15 protein-coding genes are annotated in these 17,147 nt (G+C 57.0%); 9 read left to right on the forward strand and 6 right to left on the reverse strand.

Translation table 11 applies throughout. The annotated features are described in order from the left end of the window. The first annotated feature begins 76 nt into the window (after nucleotides 1-76). Nucleotides 77-748, forward strand: coding sequence for a maleylacetoacetate isomerase (gene maiA / locus DVJ77_RS09580; RefSeq protein ID WP_114845239.1), 672 nt, complete (start codon nucleotides 77-79; stop codon nucleotides 746-748). Nucleotides 749-827: 79 nt separating this feature from the next. Here the strand turns inward: maiA and DVJ77_RS09585 are convergent, their stop codons facing one another. Beyond that, a complete protein-coding gene (locus tag DVJ77_RS09585; RefSeq protein WP_114845240.1) occupies nucleotides 828-1,916 on the reverse strand; it encodes a PilT/PilU family type 4a pilus ATPase in 1,089 nt (362 codons plus the stop codon). A gap of 246 nt (nucleotides 1,917-2,162) precedes the next feature. Between DVJ77_RS09585 and DVJ77_RS09590 the strand changes: the two genes are divergently transcribed. The 5 genes from DVJ77_RS09590 to glmS all read left to right on the forward strand — a co-directional run bounded on the left by DVJ77_RS09590 (nucleotide 2,163) and on the right by glmS (nucleotide 7,428). Further along, nucleotides 2,163-2,645, forward strand: coding sequence for a DUF4398 domain-containing protein (locus tag DVJ77_RS09590; RefSeq protein ID WP_225427915.1), 483 nt, complete (start codon nucleotides 2,163-2,165; stop codon nucleotides 2,643-2,645). Further along, entirely contained in the window at nucleotides 2,642-3,304 is a 663-nt protein-coding gene (locus DVJ77_RS09595; RefSeq protein WP_114845242.1) for a hypothetical protein, read from the forward strand. Before DVJ77_RS09590 ends, DVJ77_RS09595 begins: the two co-directional genes overlap by 4 nt. 377 nt (nucleotides 3,305-3,681) lie before the next feature. Next, nucleotides 3,682-3,909, forward strand: a complete 228-nt coding sequence (locus DVJ77_RS09600; RefSeq protein WP_114845243.1) for an HP1242/YdcH family protein — start codon at nucleotides 3,682-3,684, stop codon at nucleotides 3,907-3,909. Between the two features lie 193 nt (nucleotides 3,910-4,102). Then, nucleotides 4,103-5,473 carry a pyridoxal-phosphate dependent enzyme gene (locus DVJ77_RS09605; protein WP_114845244.1) on the forward strand — a complete coding sequence of 457 codons (1,371 nt, stop codon included), beginning with the start codon at nucleotides 4,103-4,105 and terminating at the stop codon, nucleotides 5,471-5,473. 125 nt (nucleotides 5,474-5,598) lie between these two features. Continuing rightward, complete coding sequence (glmS, locus tag DVJ77_RS09610; protein ID WP_114845329.1) at nucleotides 5,599-7,428, forward strand: glutamine--fructose-6-phosphate transaminase (isomerizing); 1,830 nt, start codon at nucleotides 5,599-5,601, stop codon at nucleotides 7,426-7,428. Between the two features lie 310 nt (nucleotides 7,429-7,738). On the opposite strand, the gene DVJ77_RS09615 is transcribed toward glmS, so the two are convergent. The 4 genes from DVJ77_RS09615 to DVJ77_RS09630 all read right to left on the reverse strand — a co-directional run bounded on the left by DVJ77_RS09615 (nucleotide 7,739) and on the right by DVJ77_RS09630 (nucleotide 10,929). Beyond that, the gene (locus DVJ77_RS09615) at nucleotides 7,739-8,176 is read right to left on the reverse strand and encodes a hypothetical protein (protein ID WP_114845245.1); all 438 of its coding nucleotides are present in this window, start codon (nucleotides 8,174-8,176) and stop codon (nucleotides 7,739-7,741) included. A 27-nt stretch (nucleotides 8,177-8,203) separates the two neighbouring features. After that, the gene (locus DVJ77_RS09620; protein WP_114845246.1) at nucleotides 8,204-9,379 is read right to left on the reverse strand and encodes a restriction endonuclease; all 1,176 of its coding nucleotides are present in this window, start codon (nucleotides 9,377-9,379) and stop codon (nucleotides 8,204-8,206) included. Nucleotides 9,380-9,456: 77 nt separating this feature from the next. Continuing rightward, nucleotides 9,457-10,401, reverse strand: a complete 945-nt coding sequence (locus DVJ77_RS09625) for a DNA cytosine methyltransferase (RefSeq protein WP_114845247.1) — start codon at nucleotides 10,399-10,401, stop codon at nucleotides 9,457-9,459. Between the two features lie 9 nt (nucleotides 10,402-10,410). Continuing rightward, nucleotides 10,411-10,929, reverse strand: a complete 519-nt coding sequence (locus DVJ77_RS09630) for a very short patch repair endonuclease (protein WP_114845248.1) — start codon at nucleotides 10,927-10,929, stop codon at nucleotides 10,411-10,413. 58 nt (nucleotides 10,930-10,987) lie between these two features. On the opposite strand from DVJ77_RS09630, the gene DVJ77_RS09635 reads away from it, so the two are divergent. After that, nucleotides 10,988-12,316: a DNA double-strand break repair nuclease NurA gene (locus DVJ77_RS09635; protein ID WP_162791430.1), complete on the forward strand. Its 1,329-nt coding sequence runs from the start codon at nucleotides 10,988-10,990 to the stop codon at nucleotides 12,314-12,316. 17 nt (nucleotides 12,317-12,333) lie between these two features. Then, nucleotides 12,334-14,172 carry an ATP-binding protein gene (locus DVJ77_RS09640; protein ID WP_114845250.1) on the forward strand — a complete coding sequence of 613 codons (1,839 nt, stop codon included), beginning with the start codon at nucleotides 12,334-12,336 and terminating at the stop codon, nucleotides 14,170-14,172. A 6-nt stretch (nucleotides 14,173-14,178) separates the two neighbouring features. Here DVJ77_RS09640 and DVJ77_RS09645 read toward each other — a convergent pair whose 3' ends face one another. Next, nucleotides 14,179-16,224 (reverse strand): AIPR family protein, encoded by a 2,046-nt coding sequence (locus DVJ77_RS09645; RefSeq protein ID WP_114845251.1) that lies wholly within the window; start codon nucleotides 16,222-16,224, stop codon nucleotides 14,179-14,181. Between the two features lie 510 nt (nucleotides 16,225-16,734). Between DVJ77_RS09645 and DVJ77_RS09650 the strand changes: the two genes are divergently transcribed. Continuing rightward, nucleotides 16,735-17,094, forward strand: coding sequence for a hypothetical protein (locus DVJ77_RS09650; RefSeq protein WP_114845252.1), 360 nt, complete (start codon nucleotides 16,735-16,737; stop codon nucleotides 17,092-17,094). The last annotated feature ends 53 nt before the right edge of the window (nucleotides 17,095-17,147 follow it).

The raw sequence follows: 17,147 nt of genomic DNA on the forward strand, positions 1-17,147 counted from the left end.
AAACCGCCCGCCGCTTCTTTATTCTGGTCCGATCTTTCAGGTTTGAATCCTGGTATCACGGCAAAGGACTTAAGTCATGGCAGCGGATCTGGCGTTATATGGCTATTGGCGTTCAAGCGCCGCTTATCGCGTTCGTATCGCATTGAATCTCAAGGGCTTGGCCTACGAAACGCGACCGGTGCACCTGCTGCGCGACGGCGGCGAGCAACACGCCCCCGCCTATCGGGCGCTGAGCCCGCTGGAGCTGATTCCTTGCCTGATCGATGGCGAGCAAACCGTTACCCAGTCGGTGGCGATCATGGAGTACCTCGAAGAGACGCGGCCGTTGCCGGCTCTTTTGCCGAGCGATGCGGCCGGTCGCGCCCGCGTGCGCGCACTGGCGCTGACCCTGGCTTGCGACGTGCATCCGTTGGGCAACCTGCGTGTGCTGCAATATCTGGAGTCGCAGCTCGGTGCCGACGAAACCGCCCGCGGCAAATGGTCGCGGCATTGGATGGGGGTTGGCTTCAACGCGCTTGAGACGATGCTGGCCGGCAGCACGGCAACCGGACGCTTCTGTCATGGCGACACACCGGGCCTGGCCGATGCCTGCTTGGTGCCGCAGTTTTACAACGCATTGCGCTGGAAGCTGCCGCTGGATGCTTACCCGACGATTCGCCGTATCTACGAGGCCTGCCAGGGGCTCGATGCCTTTCAGCAAGCTGCGCCGGAGGCGCAGCCGGATGCCCCGGCAGCCACGCCCACATAAAAACGCCCTCCGTGTGCGGGGAGGGCGTTGAAGGGTGCTGCTTGGACGTTCTTAAGGAGATCGTCTCAGAACCCCGGCTTCAGAACCCCAGCCCATACGGGTCGTTGCCAACCAGCTCACGGCTGTCGCTACCGCCGCCTTCGGACAAGCGCACCTTAAGCGCCAGCCCGTCGCGCGAGTCGGCCTTGTTGAGCGCTTCGTCCAATTCGACACGGCCTTCCTTGTACAGCCGATACAGCGACTGATCGAAGGTCTGCATGCCTTCCTGCAGGCTGCGGTCCATGGCTTCTTTCACCTCGTGGATCTGGCCGCGACGGATCATGTCGCGGATCAGCGGGGTGTTCAGCAGTACTTCGGCGGCCGGAATGCGGCGACCGTCCTTGCCGCTGACCAGGCGCTGGCTGATGACTGCGCGCAAATTGAGCGCCAGATTCATCAGCACGTTCTTGTGCGCCGATTCGGGGAAGAAATTGAGAATGCGCTCCAAGGTCTGGTCGGCGTTGTTCGAGTGCAGGGTGGCCAGGCAAAGATGGCCGGTTTCGGAGAACGAGATCGCCGCTTCCATGGTGTCGGTGTCGCGGATCTCGCCGATCATGATGACGTCCGGCGCTTCGCGCATCGCGTTCTTCAGCGCCTCATGATAGGTGTGCGTGTCCAGGCCGACCTCGCGCTGGTTCACGATCGATTTCTTGTGCCGGTGCAGGTATTCGATGGGGTCCTCGATGGTGAGGATGTGCCCGGAGGAGTTCTGATTGCGATAATCGATCATCGCCGCCAGCGTGGTCGACTTACCCGAGCCGGTCGCGCCGACGACCAGGATCAGCCCGCGCGGCTCCATGATAAGGTCGCGAAAGATTCCGGGCAGTTGCAATTGGTCGATGCTGGGGATTTCGCTCTTGATCGCGCGAATCACCATGCCTACTTCACCGCGCTGCTTGAAGACATTGATGCGAAAACGGCCGGCTTCCTTGACGGCCAGCGCCATGTTCAGCTCCAAATCGCGCTCGAACTGCGGCACCTGGCCCTCGTCCATCAGCGAATAGGCGATTTTCTTGACCATGCCGCTGGGCAGGCCGGTGTTACCTAACGGATAAAGCTTGCCCTCCACCTTGATGTTTACGGGAGCGCCGGTCGTCAGGAACATATCTGACGCACCCTTGTCCACCATAAGCTTGAGGAAATAACCAATGTCCACTCGTGTCCCCCTGAAATTATTTTGGCGCGCGTTACAATCGTGGATTATGCCCGCCCACCATACGCCGCGACACTCCGAGAGGAATGAGTGATGATCCACATCTTTTCCCCGTTGAAGGGGCGCGTTAAGCGCGTCCGATCGACGGTTTTGACTTTGGCGCTCGTTTCGGTCCTGGCCACACTCAGTGGCTGTGCCAGTGTGCCGCCGCCGGATGGGGCCATGAATCAAGCCCAGATGCAGTTGCGGGCTGCGCGCGATGCCGGTGCCGCCGACTACGCCCCGGTCGATCTAGGCCTTGCGCAGAACCGTTTCCAGCAAGCACAGGCCGCCATGGCCAGCCGCAAGTACGAAGATGCGGCCAATCTGGCCGACGAAGCCCGTGCCGACGCGGAACTGGCTCGCGCCAAAGCTCGTCTAGGCGCTGCCCGCGCTCAGATCCAGGCGAAAACCGAAGACAACAACCGTTTGCGCGAGCAGTTGGAGCGCGTTCATAACAACGACGACAACCAGGGCTTCGCGCCGGTGGCTCCCAGCGCAGCGCCAGTGCAGACCCAGGACATGCCGGCGCCGCCGGCCTCGGATCTGTCTGCCCCGATCCAGCAAGGCCAGGGTTTCCAGACGATGCCAGACCCCAGCCAGCAAAATTCCGATCAACAGAATTCCGATCAAAAGCAGCCGACGCACCAGGGGGGCCAGCCATGAACCACCGACTTGCCACCACGCTTTGCGCACTCGTACTGGCTTTTGCAGCTAGTGGCGCCGTGCACGCCGCCAAAGACGATCTGGATGTCAGCCGTTTGAGCCGTAATCTGGATCAGCTCGCCAACGATCCCAGCCTTGGCGCCTATGCTCAAGCCGAGCAGGCGCGTGCACGCGACGCCATCAATCGCTTGGTTCAGGCACGTTCGCGCGACCGTGCGCATGCGTTGTATCTGGCTGAGCGGCAGGTCGATCTGGCCAGGGCCTCGGCCCAGTTCCAGGTGACCCAGATCAAGCTGACCCAGCTTGAGCGCGAGCACGATCAAATCGTGCTCGAAGGCAGCCAGCGCGATGCCGAAGCGGCCCGCCGTGAGTTGGAGCGCCAGCGCATGCAATACCAACTGATGCAGGAGGAGGCCGCTCGCTTGCAGCAGCAGGGACAGGAGGCATCGCAGGCCGCCGACCAGGCCCGTAACGAGGCCGATCAGGCACGTAAGCTGGCTGCCGCGCAGAGCAAGGTGGCCAACGCTGCCAAACGCGAGGCGGAGCTGGCTGCACAGGCGGCCAGGGCGTTGCGTTCGCAGGTGCAGGGCGATAGCGGCAGCAGCAGCGACGACAGTACGCCGCCACCGAAAAAGAAGAAAACCAACAAGGGCGGATAGTCGCCAGCACGCCAATCCAGCCTAGGCCAGACCTTGATATTCGGGTCTGGGTCTAGGCCGGCCTGTTGTTTTTTTGTTACGCAAAAGCCTGTTTCGACAGGCTTTTTTGTGTTTGAGCGGCAGTCCGGTTTTTTTGCGTTTCGCGCTTGCATGCCCTCGATACGGGGAGTAGGGTCGAAGTCCCATGGGGCATCTCAGCGCCATGGGTCACTGACCTGAAGCATGCGCCTAACCATCCCCTATCCCTCCAGCCACGCCCATGACATGCATCGCCTGCATGTGGCGTTGATTACCCTCAGAGAGCCGGGTGCATGCTTCCTGCCGTTCGCGAGCGCACCGATCCCGCGCTCGCCTTCTATTTACGAGGAGGTCGGATCATGTTCGAAAACCAGCAGCGTGATGATGTCGAAGCCTTGATGAAGGCCGATGCCGAGTTTCGTCGGCTGTACCAACATCACAGGGAGCTCGACAGTAAGGTGCACGACGCCGAAATTGGTGTACTACCCATTGATGATGTCACCTTGGTCGGCATGAAAAAGGAGAAGCTCCACGCCAAGGAGCGATTACAACGGATGTGGGAAGGTCGCAAGCACCGTACCAACTGAAAACCTGCCCGTTTTCACATGAGCATCGGCCCCGGAGCCTCCCCATGGAGTGCTGCCGGGGCCGTTTCGTTTTGAGTGTTGGCTAGCGGGGAATCGTCGCCGGGGAAATCCTGCAACAGAGCCTCGGTTATCATGGCGGCTTTAACGCCGGCGTGCAGTGCGAATGCCGGAACCTGTTTGCCATGGAGTTCTCATGACGGTCCACCAGAGTGTTCTTGAACTGATCGGTCGTACCCCGATAGTGCGTGCGCAACGCCTGGATGCGGGAAAGTGCGAACTGTTTCTCAAGCTGGAAAGCGCCAATCCGGGCGGCTCGATCAAAGACCGCATCGGTCTGTCGATGATCGAAGGTGCCGAACGGGCCGGCAAGATAAAGCCTGGCGCCACCCTGGTCGAGGGTACCGCCGGCAATACCGGTCTAGGCCTCGCGCTGGTCGCGCAGCAGAAGGGATATCGGCTGATTCTGGTCGTGCCAGACAAAATGAGCCGCGAGAAGATTTTCAATCTCAAAGCTATGGGTGCCGAGGTCGTGCTGACCCGTTCAGATGTCGCCAAAGGCCACCCCGAGTACTACCAGGACATGGCCGAGAGGCTTGCGCGCGAAACGCCCGGTGCGTACTTCATCAACCAATTCGGCAATCCAGATAACCCCGCCGCGCATATCGCCAGTACCGGCCCGGAAATCCTCGAACAGATGGATGGCAAGGTCGATGCGATCGTGGTCGGCTGCGGCTCCTCCGGCACCATGACCGGGTTATCCCAGTATTTCGCCGAGGCTTCGCCGCACACCGAAATCGTGCTGGCCGATCCGGTCGGCTCCATCCTCACTCAATACATCAATGAAGGCGTGCTTTCGACTAAGTCGGGTAGCTGGATGGTCGAAGGTATCGGCGAGGATTTCCTGCCGACCATCAGCGACTTCAGCCGAGTAAAAAAGGCTTACGCGATCTCCGATAAAGAGAGCTTCCTGGCCGGCCGCGAATTGCTGGCCAAAGAAGGCATTCTCGGCGGTTCGTCCACCGGCACCTTGTTGGCCGCCACGCTGAAATATTGCCGCGAGCAGACTAGCGCCAAGCGAGTGGTGACCTTGGTTTGCGATACCGGTAACAAATACCTTTCCAAGATGTACAACGACTACTGGATGCTCGACAACGGGTTTATCGAGCGCGACCAGCACGGCGATCTGCGCGATCTGCTGTTACGTCCGTTCGCTCAGCGCGACACCGTCGTGATTGGCCCGAATGAGCTCTTGATGACCGCTTATACGCGGATGAAGCTGTACGACGTATCCCAATTGCCGGTGATGGACGGCAGCCGCCTGGTCGGCATCCTGGACGAGTCGGATGTGCTGATGCACGTGCATACCGACGAAGCCCGTTTTCGCGACAATGTCGCTATTGCCATGATTAGTAACCTGCAGATGCTCGATATGCGCTCGCCGATCGAGTCGCTATTGCCGGTGTTCGAGCAGGGCCATGTAGCCATCGTGGTCGATGGCGAGCAGTTCCTGGGGCTGATTACTCGAATCGACTTGCTGAACTATCTACGCCGCAAGGTGCACTAAGCGCCTGTGCTTGGGCTTTAGCGCAGGTATCTGGCGCATGAAAGTCTATTGAAATGGACCGCCACGAAAGTGGCGGCTTCGTTCTGGAGCCTGTCGCTCCATCGCTGTCGAAGAGAAAACTGCCGATGTGTGGAATTGTCGCCGCCGCCGCTCAACGTGATGTGGCCCCGTTGTTGATCGCGGGACTCAAAGCTCTTGAATATCGTGGCTACGATTCGGCCGGCCTGGCGGTACTGGAGGCCGGAGCGATTCGCCGCGTGCGCGCCAAGGGCAAAGTGCGCGAAATGGAGTCGCTCTATCTCGCCCAGCCGTTCCCTGGTGGCACCGGTATCGCGCATACCCGTTGGGCCACCCATGGCGCACCCAGCGAAGCGAATGCCCACCCACATATCGCCGGCCGCGTCGCGCTGGTTCACAACGGCATTATCGAAAACTACGCCAGCCTCCGCAGTGATCTGCAGACACGTGGCCACGTATTCACTTCTGAAACCGACACTGAAGTGATGGCCGCGTTGATCGAAGAGCAAATCCAAAAAGGGCAGAGTCTTCGCGAAGCCGTGCTGGCCACCGTGCGCTCGTTGGAGGGCGCCTATGCAATCGCCGTCATCAGCCGTGACGAGCCCGGCCGAGTGGTCGGTGCGCGTCGCGGTGCACCGTTATTGATTGGCGTGGGCATCGGCGAGCATTTTCTCGGCTCCGATGCGCAGGCATTGATTCAGATCACCAATAAAATCGTTTATCTCGACGAGGACGATGTCGCCGACATCACTCGCGATTCGATGCAAATCTTCGGCCTCGACGGACAACCCGTCGTGCGCGCGGTGCACGAAAGCGAACTATCCGCCGACGCGGTAGAGCGCGGCGAATATCGCCATTACATGCAGAAAGAAATCTTCGAGCAGCCCCGCGCCGTCGCCGACACGCTGGAGGCACGAATCGGCCCGCATGGCGTGCTGCCCAATATCTTCGGCGTCGATGGCGAAGCGTTGCTGCAACGTGTGCGTGGCCTCCATATCATCGCCTGCGGCACCAGCTACCACGCCGGCCTGGTCGCCAAATACTGGATCGAAGAATACGCACGCCTGCCGGTAAGCGTCGAGGTCGCCAGCGAATACCGTTACCGCGAAGCGGTGGTGCCGGACGACACGCTGTTCATCGCGATCTCGCAATCGGGTGAAACCGCCGATACGCTTGCCGCGATGCGCGAATCACGCCGTCGTGGCTATCTTGGAACGTTGGCGATTTGCAACGTGCCCGAGTCCTCGGTGGTGCGCGAGGCCGACCTCAAACTGATGACGCGCGCCGGCCCTGAAATCGGTGTCGCCTCGACCAAGGCATTTACCACACAGCTCACGGCACTGGCCTTGCTGGCCTTGCAGCTCGCTCACCAGCGTGGCTTGGACCATGCTCGCTATATCGAACTTTGCACTCAGCTACAGCACCTGCCGCGGGCGATCGAGAACGCGCTCAAGCTAGAGCCGCAAATCATCGAGTTGGCCGCCCATCTGATCCATCGCCAACATGCTTTGTTTCTTGGTCGCGGCGCGCAGTACCCAGTAGCGCTGGAAGGCTCGCTCAAGCTCAAGGAAATCTCCTATATCCACGCCGAAGCCTATCCGGCAGGCGAGCTTAAACACGGCCCGCTGGCCCTGGTCGATGAAGATATGCCGGTGATCGCGGTAGCGCCCAACGGTCCGTTGCTGGACAAGCTCAAATCCAATCTGCAGGAAGTCCGCGCGCGCGGCGGCGAGTTGCTGGTATTTGCCGACAGCGCCGCCCACCTTGAAGACAACATCGCGCATGGCGCCATCCTGCGCATTGACGGCGGCGGCGACTTTATCGCGCCGGCCGTGTTCACCGTGCCATTGCAATTGCTCGCCTATCACGTCGCCGTGTTGCGCGGCACCGATGTGGATCAGCCGCGCAACCTGGCCAAATCAGTCACGGTGGAATAATCGCTCGATCCGTTTTTAGCGGCGCTTTGAGTGACTAATGTTGTGGATACTTAGGTGGCCTATTTCCCGCCGTTGGCAATTTTCGATTCTTAGGGATATTTTTTCGAAAATTGAGCCCTGCTCTTGGCGTGCTCACTACGATTGGATTTGAAAGCCGACGAACTTCCCTGATGACTGTCCTGGCTTCAGGATCGAGGCAACGTCTATCACACGTGAATCATGGTTGGTCGGCGTAGGGGCGTTGCATACGTCTTATGGGAAGCCCTGAGCGATTGAAGCGAAATGCCCGGCTCATCACCGGGCTTTTGTACTAGCCAGGATCGATCGCATCCAGCACGTCGTTGCTCCACTGACCATCCCAGATCAAGTGCTGGAGCCACGACTTGAACCACTGGGTCGCCCAGATCTCATGGGTCAGACGCTTCTGAACGAAGATGTTGAGGCGCCCCCCACCATGAGGATGATCATGCTCATTGAGCAGCGCCTCGATCTCAGTGTTGAGTTCGTGGAGATAGGCGCCGCGCTGCGACTGACTGAAGGTCATCCACTGTGCGATGCCAAACTCGCTGTCAAAGCTAGCCTTTAGCGCCAAGAACTTCTGTCGGAACACCTCAGCACCGTCCTGCTTGTGCGCAAGGTAATGGACGTAGTTCATACGGTGAGTGTGTTCGGAATCGGTGTGCGTAAACTGCATGCCCACTTTGAGGCGATGCAAGTGATGTTTGTAGATCTGTTCAATGGTGTACATATGGGAGCCTAGAGACATTACTTGGGTTCACAAAGTCGTCGCGAAAGATCTATCCAGCCAAGACCTAACGGCTTCGGGTGATGAATATCCTCTGTCCTTTAGCAGGCTGACGATGTCAGCACCCGAGATAATGACAATGGGGTGCTCGTCCGCCTTGATCTCCTTGTATGCCTGCTGATCAACGTAACTAGTCGTGACTAAGATTCCAAATTGCCTATGGCGAAGGCGAGAGATTAGGCGGGATATGTCTCTTACGCCAACTGCATTGCCTAGTGCATAGCATTTTGCTTCCAAAGCGAAATCTACAAGGATGGAACTCGGTCCTAGGCCAATTCGGAGCTGTCCGATCCCATCACGTCCTCCATCTCGCGACCGGCGCGTTAAGTCAAGCGCCGCGATAGAAGGAATCATCGATCTTGCTAACTCCGCGGCACAGGCCTCAAAGCTGTGAGGGTCGTTTGAGAAAAAGGAGCGGACCAACTCAAGAAGCTCGGAATCTTTGGCTGTGGAGGGAAGTTGTTCGTCGCGAGTCCGGTGCTGGATCGTTCTTGGTGCGAGTAAGGGGATTGCGCGGCCTGTCTTGATCCAAGTAAGCCATTCCTTTGGCGCTAGATTTGCATTTGGTCTGCCAGCGATGATGCTATCAATCCAGTTGCGGGTGACTTTTTCAGATCGAAGGATGGTGAAGTGCGCCCTATAGTTTAGGAACCGCTCGCCCCTGGAAGTCCGCCATATAGCAACCAGATCTTCAGAATGCCCCTGCCCGTTGACCCCCGGCACGGCTATCCCTCTAAAGGTGACATCGCGACGTTTCCCGGCTTTTGAGAACACTAAGATGGGAGGGATTCGTTTCCGCCCCTGAAGGCCACTTTCGGCATCCTCAAAAATGCGTTTAAGGATTTCGTTGCCGAAGCGAGGCGTTTTATCAAGCGATCGGCCCGATACTTTGTTGTCACCGTAGTACGTGTAGATACCTGATTCGGCGTCGAGGGTATCAGGCCAATCAGGGTCGCTCTTACTCGATGTAAGAACCAGCAGCTCAAGCTGATCGACAGAGCCTCGATAGCGGAATCCTCCTCCGGAACTAACACCCGTGAGCTTGGGAAGCGGGTCGTCCCCGGCACCCCCTTGGCGCGGGCCTTCGTAGACGGCGTCCACAATGAGATCGGCACCTGAGATTTCGTTGACGCCAAAGGTTCGCATGCCCAGTCCTAGTGGCTATTAGATGTTCTCCAAGGGGTTTGCTGGAGAACAATCTCACACCATTTTGCTGTCACTTCTCAGGTTGTAAGTGAGCGGACTACGGCTTCCATCACGGGAGGGCAAACTCCATTACCCAAGAGTTTGACCTTGTCGCGCCTGCTACCGCGAATTAGTTTTGCCGCGTCAGGGTAGCCCATGGCCTTCCGGAGCTCAGAAACTTGCAACATGCGAAATGTTGGAGTGCCTTCGACCCAGCGAACGAGCCCAAATCTGTCGACCGTGGTCAAGGTTCTGATCGGCCGGTCGAGTGGCTGCCATCCACCGGCGCGATCCGAGCTGTAGTACACAACCAGAAAATCATGGCGCTCGCCGAGCTCCGACATGCCACGCTCTATGCGCTCCAGCGTATTGGGAGACAGATGCCCTTCGAAAGCGGGTCGCGCGGTCCACGAGTCAGGGGCGTCAAGAATAGTCCTGGCGTTCACTGTGCTCATCTCTCCCACGACCTTTGTGGGCTTCTTAAGTCTGTCGCCGATGATGAAAAGGCGCTTTCGACTCTGAGGAACGCCAAAATCTGAAGCGTCTAGTAGCTGAGTGCGAAGGTGATAGTGCTCGGAAAGCTCTTCCATTAACTCCGGAAATCCGTGCCATCGCCTCATGCCAGATACGTTCTCGAGGATGATCCATCTCGGTTCATAGGCGCGTACGAACGGCATCACATACCAACCTGATCGTCGACTGTCTTCGTTCCTCGGCTTTGCGCCTCTTGCAATCGAGTGATGCGTGCACTCCGGCGAAGCGATGATGAGATCGACTGAATCTACGTTCGAGAATATCGAGGCCTTACTTCTTTCATGCAGTCGCGCATTTACGACCTCTGCACGAGGGAAGTTGTCCTTGTAGGTTTCGGTGGCAATGTCCCAGGCGTCCACGGCGCCGACCATCTGCGCGCCAGCCGCTCGGGCACCCAGGCTGCTCCCGCCGGCCCCACAGAAGAGGTCTATTCCTTTGATTTTTCTCACAAACTTGCGTCACTTCTTCCGTTGCGGCCCCTTGCCGCTCGACGCAACGTTGCCAGGCTTCTCGATGAAGGGCAAGCCCGCGGCTATCGCTTCAATAATCCTTTGCCGGCAAAGATCTGGCGCATCCCGCACTTGGTGCTCCCAAAGGCGCAAAACCCTCCACCCCATGCGACGAAGCTTTCCATGATTTCGCCGATCCCGTTCACGATTCTTCGCAATTTTCTCTTCCCACTGGGCTGACAGCTTCAATCGCCAAACGTTGAACCTCCAGCCGTGCCAAAAGTCGCCATCAACGAATATGCACAGCGAATAGGCCCGGATAACAAAGTCGGGGCGCCCTGCCAGAGATCGATCGTGGGTGTCAAAATGCAGCCCTAGGTCTACCAGAATAGATTGCACGGCCAGCTCCGGACCCGTGCCCTTCCCACGAATCCGGCTCATGACCTGACTTCGCTTCTCGGGGCTCATAATGTCCCCGCGATGCAATCTCTGGGTTTCGGGCAGCTTTGTCACACCTTTCCTCACCATCTTGCCGTGCGGGCGGGGGCGTCTTCCGCATATACAAAAGGATAGCGTAGAGTTAGGGGTGGCCTACCCACTCATCTATACGGAAGCTGATGCGTTGACTCAGGTGGACATCAAGCATCGAATCGAAGCACGTATTAGTCAGGGGGAGTTCCTGGCAAACATGCTTCATGTGGTTGGCCAGCAATCAGACCAGGCGCAGTCTGACTTCGTTAGTCAACTATCTAAGATTGCAGCCGTAGTACGCGATTTGCTTGAGAGTAACGGCTTTCTGCGTAAGGTTGCTTACGATCCGCAGCGCTACTGGCCCGGTGTGCGGGGCAAGACCTTCGCTTTTGTAGACGGCGGCGTTGCAAACATAGACCTGCCTTCGGCTGCTCCGATTGGAATTCGAGTGGGTTCTTACGTCGTGAGACCGGGCGATGAAAGTGAGCATCGCGAGCGCTTCAATATTGAATTGTCGCTTGTTGATGATCTCTATAGCGCGTCTGGAGCGCTATATGACGATGACTTCCTGGACATCGCAAAGCTCCGAGATGCGGCCCGCATCATTAGTGAGTTGGCTGCTGCCTATCGCATCGCGAGGGATGCGAAGGCTGAGGGGGTCGATGCAATCGTCTTGCATGGCCCGTTGATTAACCCGGTTTCCCCGTATGCGCTTGACGACTTTCCATCTTTTGGTGAAGGGGCAAGCAGGACTTTTCTGTGTAACGAGGAATGGGCCGGGCCAGAAGACGAACGTCAGTTCGCCTCTCTCTATCTACTTTTGCTCGAAAGCCTTCGGGACACTGGCGTTCCAGTAGTAGGCGCTGTGGAGCGTTCGATTGGGCGCGATCCTGTGTTCATCAGGAGGTTGCTGCAGACCTTGGTTGACCGAAAGGATCTGAAGGAGAAGGACGCCCAGTCAGTTGAATCGAAGCTCCGCACTTACGGGCTGAACGACTCTTCTTTGCTTGATGTTGTGCTCGGCGAAGGCGAATACGTCACGCCGACTCCAGTTAACCGGCAGGGGCCGGAGAACAAGTGGCCGGAGATTTGGAAATGGAAGATCAGGGGTTACCCAAGTGCGCTTACGACCTATATCAAGCCCTCGGACCTAGTCTTGCCCTTCAGAGTCGAGACTTTCGAGAATGCTGCCAATTTTGACGAGGTCCTGTCGTTAATTTTGCACACGAGCCGGTTGTTGCCGTCGTACGGATTTCCGGTGGGGCTCGATGTTGTAGATCGTTTCGCAAAGGTGCCAGCCTGGTTGAGCAATCGCGTCAAGGGGCAGCACCAAGTTGTTTTGCTTCGTCGTGCGATAGAGACCGGCGATCCGCGCACGGTGGCATTTGCAAAACGAGTATTGGCGGCGAAAGGACGAGACTGGTTGTTTCGCCCGGAAGCCTAAAGAGGGACGCTTTATACATGTCAACCGAAGCAACGAGCTCTCGCGTGCAGGAATGGCCCCGAATTGGGACTGTGGTCGGTGAGGCATCGACCGGCCGTTACACGTTCATCTTACGAAATCTAGAGGCGAAGCTCGGCGACATCGTCGCCACGCGCGTCGAGGTTCCTGTGGCCTCTAGCTCTAAGAGGGAGCTCGCCACGGTGTGGGGGCGGATCATATCGATTGATCGATTCAATCCTTTTTTCCCTGCTGAGGCTGCGCAGGAACTTGCAAACGAGAATATTCGGTTTCTGGACACAGTTTTGTCCGGCAGTCGAGATCATCTGGAAGCAGAGGTGTTGATTCTCGGAACGACTTTTGGCGCCGATGTCAGCAATGCTCAGCTATCGCCACTCACCTATCCAGTAAAGCCTTCGGCTGAGGTGCTTTATCCCTCGGCTGACGCCATTCGCCAACTGTTGACCGGTGATGACGATCGTCGTGATCCACCGCCACCTAAGCTTTTGGTTGGAACCTTGATTGCGCGCAATGACGTTCAGGTCAGCCTATCTGCAAAGGACGTCGTGTCCCGTCATCTAGCCATTCTTGCGATGACTGGCGGTGGAAAAACAGTTGCAGCGCGCCGAATGATTCGGGAGTTGATAGAGCTTTCCTATCCTTTGGTGATCTTTGATCCCCATGGGGACTATCTTGGTTTCTACGAACAGAGAAAGCTCTTTCCAAAGGCGAAGATTCGAGTTCTATATCCTGTAATTCGAGTCCGCAAAGCGAATCTCGGGGTCATCTCTGATCTGATCGACAAGATGGGTCGGAAGCTGTCCGATCCTCAGCAACAGTTCTACCTTTATCTGTTGAACAATACCGACGTTAAAGACGGCGAGAAGGCTTCCGAGTTCCTCGCCAAAATGATTACGTTTGCTGGAAATGTGGCGACAAAGAAACGGAAGCGTGCTGGTGAGGAGCACGAGGTGTCGGAAGATTTGGCCGACACCAGGAGTAGCACCATCAATGCGGTGAAGAGGTCTCTAGAGTTTGTTCTCGACAATCTGCATCAGATGGAGTCAAACAATAAGCGGTTAAGAGAGCAATCTCGTTTCAAGCATTACGCGTTTGACGAGATGCCGGACCCTTGGGATGCGCCGGAAGAAATTGTCTATCCAAATACAGTTTCCGTCTTCTACCTCGCTGGTTATGACCATCTCAATCAGTCTGCGATTGTGAGCATGGTCCTTGAGGCTCTATTCGCTCATCGTTCGACTTTGTCCGACATCATCCCGCCCTTCCAGGCGGTGATTGAGGAAGCGCACAACTTTGTGCCGAGTCGGCAAGAAGGGACGGATGAAACTCCGTCACTGTCGACCATTAGAAAAGTCATTACTGAGGGGCGAAAGTTTGGAACTGGATTGATCTTGATTTCGCAGCGCCCGTCGCGACTTGACGAAACCACATTGGCCCAATGCAACAGCTTTCTTGTCCTTCGCCTTGTAAATCCAAAAGACAAGAGCTTCGTGCGGTCGGTGATGGAAAATCTCTCGGAATCAGATGCGAACATTCTCCAGGCCTTTGGCCGGGGCCAAGGAATCGTTTCCGGGCAAGCTGTGCGCTTTCCACTGCTGGTCCAGGTCAAGTTCGATGATGATCTGGTCAGTGACGCAATTGGTGACGAGGACTTCATCCAGGAAGCCCAAGATTGGACGCCTAAAGCCAATCGAACGGCAAATGGTGAGGTTATTCGGCAAAAGCTAGAGGAGCCTCAATCTAGTGCGGTTGAGGCGGGCCAGGCGAAAGAACGCGGAGGTCGAAAGTCTCGAAAGACTAAGGCGACCCGCCGCGGTGGTATAAGCCCTCAGTTCTAGAAGGTGTTAGGTGGAAAGTATTCCTGCTGCTCTGGCGGCTGCTAGAACCCGTGCGCCACGAACGGCTTGCTTGAGCGACGGCTGCTTTGTCCAGCCGTCCATTGCATAGCCGCTCAGTGTGTGCGCGACCTTCTTGTCAAAAGGCTCAATGTCGGGCGTCGATGTAACCCACGCCATCACGTTTGCCCAGGCGGCGGCACCGACTGCAGTGCACTCATATATCGGTGTGGCGTCATCATCGTTGATCGGCTGCGCGCCATTGACGTGCTGATCGACTGAATCAGTAGCCTGAAGTTCAGGTGGGAGCGGTGTCTGCAGCGGAAGTTCAAGCTGCTGTAGCTCAGTCCAGCAGTCGTCCTTCTTACACCATTCTGTGACGTTCCGGTTGCCGGCACTTGCCACAATCTCGCTATGGATTATCGGAGCCCACAGAGCAAAAAGCGCTTCCATTTCTGGCGAAACTTCCTGTGTTTCCCACAGTTCTTCGAAATTGAGCGAGGCGCCGTAACGAGCGGAAAGGATGGCAACCATGTAGGTGACCACGTTTGCCCCATAAGACTGCAGGCGCGCTTTTCGCGTCACCGATTGTGCAGCCTTGAAAAGAAGCGCTTGCGCGATTGTCTCTTTGAAGAAGTCTTTGTCCGGCACCCATTCGTCTCCCATGCGTTCGCGGAGACCGAACATGAATGCTGCATAGTTCTTTTGTGCGCCTCGGCTGACGACTTGAGGGCGGCCCCACCACGTCATGAGGTATTTCGCAAGATCCGTCTTTCCGAAATGCTGGCTCCGCGGGCACGCGCGATCGAAGTCCTTCCTGTTCTTAGGAGTCGAGCCGAACCTATTTCGAGCCATCTGATAGGAGCCGCGCGCGCGCTCATAGAACCATCGCGACTCCTCGCCTGGAGGCCAGACACTTTCCGACAGGGTTTCGAATTGCTGATGAAACTGATCGCTTGCAGAAAGATCGGCCACTTGAATCGGGTTTTGCGTATTCGCAAACCGAGCAATAAGCGGAACAAATTCTCCGAGCTTGTCCGGTGGCACCAGCGTGAGTTTCATCGATACGGCTACTTCATCGACAGAGAGCTTGTCCTGCTTCACCGCGCGGTGAATGGACGCCGTCGTTTGCGCCCCATTGACGATTTGAAGGCCACGAATTCGTTTGATGACGGTTTCGCCCTGAAGGGTTGCAACCTCGATCTCATCTGCGGTGGCCGTCAGCCCGTTGTTGTAGGCAAGGAATCTGCCTGGCTCATCCTTAATCGTTCGCTGGATTCCTCGGTTTACTGCTCCTTTGGCTTGGAGAAAGGAGCGAACGTTGAACTCAAATAGGCGTGGACCGTAGGTATCGAACAACTGATAGATCAGCTTCCCAGGCAGAATGGTCAAGTACGTTTCATATTCTGCCGGCCTAGGCTTCATTTCGAGGCACGAGAGTGGGCGACCAGTCACCTGGGTTAGGTCGATATCGATAACCTCGCGTGTGACATCTTCACCGGCAGCCCTGTAAAGCCTTTCAAGATCCCATATCTCGGTCGAAACCGGGCGGCCATCAACAACGATGTCAGTCACGGTTTTGTCGCGCACACGCGCGTTCGTCAGAATGTGGATGCGAATTTCTTCGATTCGGTAGGATTCCCGCTGGATATACTCCGCGGCTTGTAGGGTTAGGGAGTTATCTTGAAAACGTTTGTGGTCGCCTTTGACCGAGTAGTCAAAGAAGCGGGCGGCCCATCCGGAAAGTTTTCCGATCGCCTTAGGCGGGAGATAGGTCTCCTCAGTGATGCCTTGACTTGTGAACAGCTCGAGGCGGCTCGAATCGTCCGGAAGGTGATAACCGACGATGCGGCACGGGCGCGAGGAGTTCTGATCTTCGTGCGGACACAACTCGTGGCCTGTGACCACTCCAGCCTCTTCCAAATATCCGAGGATTGCCTCTGTAAGGGCTGAGGCGTATCCAAGCGGCTGATCAGCCAGCATTTCTGCAAGCTTCTCTTCCGCCTCCGCTCTCAAGGTCTCCCCAAATTCTTCGATCAGCCGTTCCTCAAGCACCTATGAAACTCCCATGTTTTCGCTGATTTGGTCACGATAAACGGCATCGGGACAACGCTACAAGGGGCGGCGCCGACTGGTTCCTGCAGCGCGCGGGCGGGTCAAATAGAGAGGCCCGAACGGTGCTGGGACTTTGCTGCACACGGGTGTTTCATTGAGGTGCTGCATCGCTCAGGAAGGGTTTCGTCCTAAGTCTTTGATTTATCGTTGCTTGTGTTCTTTCGATGTAGCTGCCGGAGTCGCGCCGGGCTAAGTCATTGATCCTGTGTGCGTCGGTTGTGGGTTGGAATTCCGCCGTCCCGACAATTCCACAATGGGTATCAGTCGCTCGCTCTGTGCATGCTGCGACCGTTCTGTGGGTGCCCATTGAGATCTCGCTAAGCGGCCACAATGAGCTAGGCCTCGCACAGTGGGTCGCCGCGCCATCGATGCTCAATCCTTGAGAATGGCAAGGATTATGTTCTGGTCGTCACACGACGGGGAATATCGGGATGCCCGCAGGAGACGACCATGGCTGATAAAGATATCTACGAGGTTCTGGTTTCCTGGCAGTTCATGCCACCCATGGAGCAATCTGTCTGGGCGACGACATATGTATTGCATGCGGAAGAGAGCGATGGTGGCGTCGGCGCCGCGGATGCGGCGGTGCTGCGATTACGCTCCGTGAACATGACGCGATCGTTTCGGCCGGAGCCTGAATATGAGGCAGCTCGGGCCAACCTGCATATGGAGGCCGAGGAGTTCGCCGGCTGGTACCCCATCGCCTATCGTATGCGGCATGGGCGAGAGCCGAGCTATAGGGAACCCAGCGGGCAGCAGATCTCTGAGGCCTACGAACGCTATGGTCGCGGTCTTTGCGACTATTATTAATGTCGAAGTCACGGAGCGTTGCCTGTGATGGTACTTTCGAGAAGCGGAAGACG

The sequence above is a fragment of the Dyella tabacisoli genome (genome assembly GCF_003350925.1).
Lineage (GTDB): Bacteria > Pseudomonadota > Gammaproteobacteria > Xanthomonadales > Rhodanobacteraceae > Dyella_C > Dyella_C tabacisoli.

Bases quoted from the DNA above. Each gene is read 5' to 3' on its own strand.
- DVJ77_RS09605 (WP_114845244.1), top strand. From the start codon at position 4,103: ATGACGGTCCACCAGAGTGTTCTTGAACTGATCGGTCGTACCCCGATA.
- DVJ77_RS09590 (WP_225427915.1), top strand. From the start codon at position 2,163: ATGAATCAAGCCCAGATGCAGTTGCGGGCTGCGCGCGATGCCGGTGCC.
- DVJ77_RS09640 (WP_114845250.1), top strand. From the start codon at position 12,334: ATGTCAACCGAAGCAACGAGCTCTCGCGTGCAGGAATGGCCCCGAATT.
- maiA (WP_114845239.1), top strand. From the start codon at position 77: ATGGCAGCGGATCTGGCGTTATATGGCTATTGGCGTTCAAGCGCCGCT.
- DVJ77_RS09585 (WP_114845240.1), bottom strand. From the start codon at position 1,916: ATGGTGGACAAGGGTGCGTCAGATATGTTCCTGACGACCGGCGCTCCC.
- DVJ77_RS09630 (WP_114845248.1), bottom strand. From the start codon at position 10,929: ATGGTGAGGAAAGGTGTGACAAAGCTGCCCGAAACCCAGAGATTGCAT.
- DVJ77_RS09600 (WP_114845243.1), top strand. From the start codon at position 3,682: ATGTTCGAAAACCAGCAGCGTGATGATGTCGAAGCCTTGATGAAGGCC.
- DVJ77_RS09595 (WP_114845242.1), top strand. From the start codon at position 2,642: ATGAACCACCGACTTGCCACCACGCTTTGCGCACTCGTACTGGCTTTT.
- glmS (WP_114845329.1), top strand. From the start codon at position 5,599: ATGTGTGGAATTGTCGCCGCCGCCGCTCAACGTGATGTGGCCCCGTTG.
- DVJ77_RS09650 (WP_114845252.1), top strand. From the start codon at position 16,735: ATGGCTGATAAAGATATCTACGAGGTTCTGGTTTCCTGGCAGTTCATG.
- DVJ77_RS09620 (WP_114845246.1), bottom strand. From the start codon at position 9,379: ATGCGAACCTTTGGCGTCAACGAAATCTCAGGTGCCGATCTCATTGTG.
- DVJ77_RS09615 (WP_114845245.1), bottom strand. From the start codon at position 8,176: ATGTACACCATTGAACAGATCTACAAACATCACTTGCATCGCCTCAAA.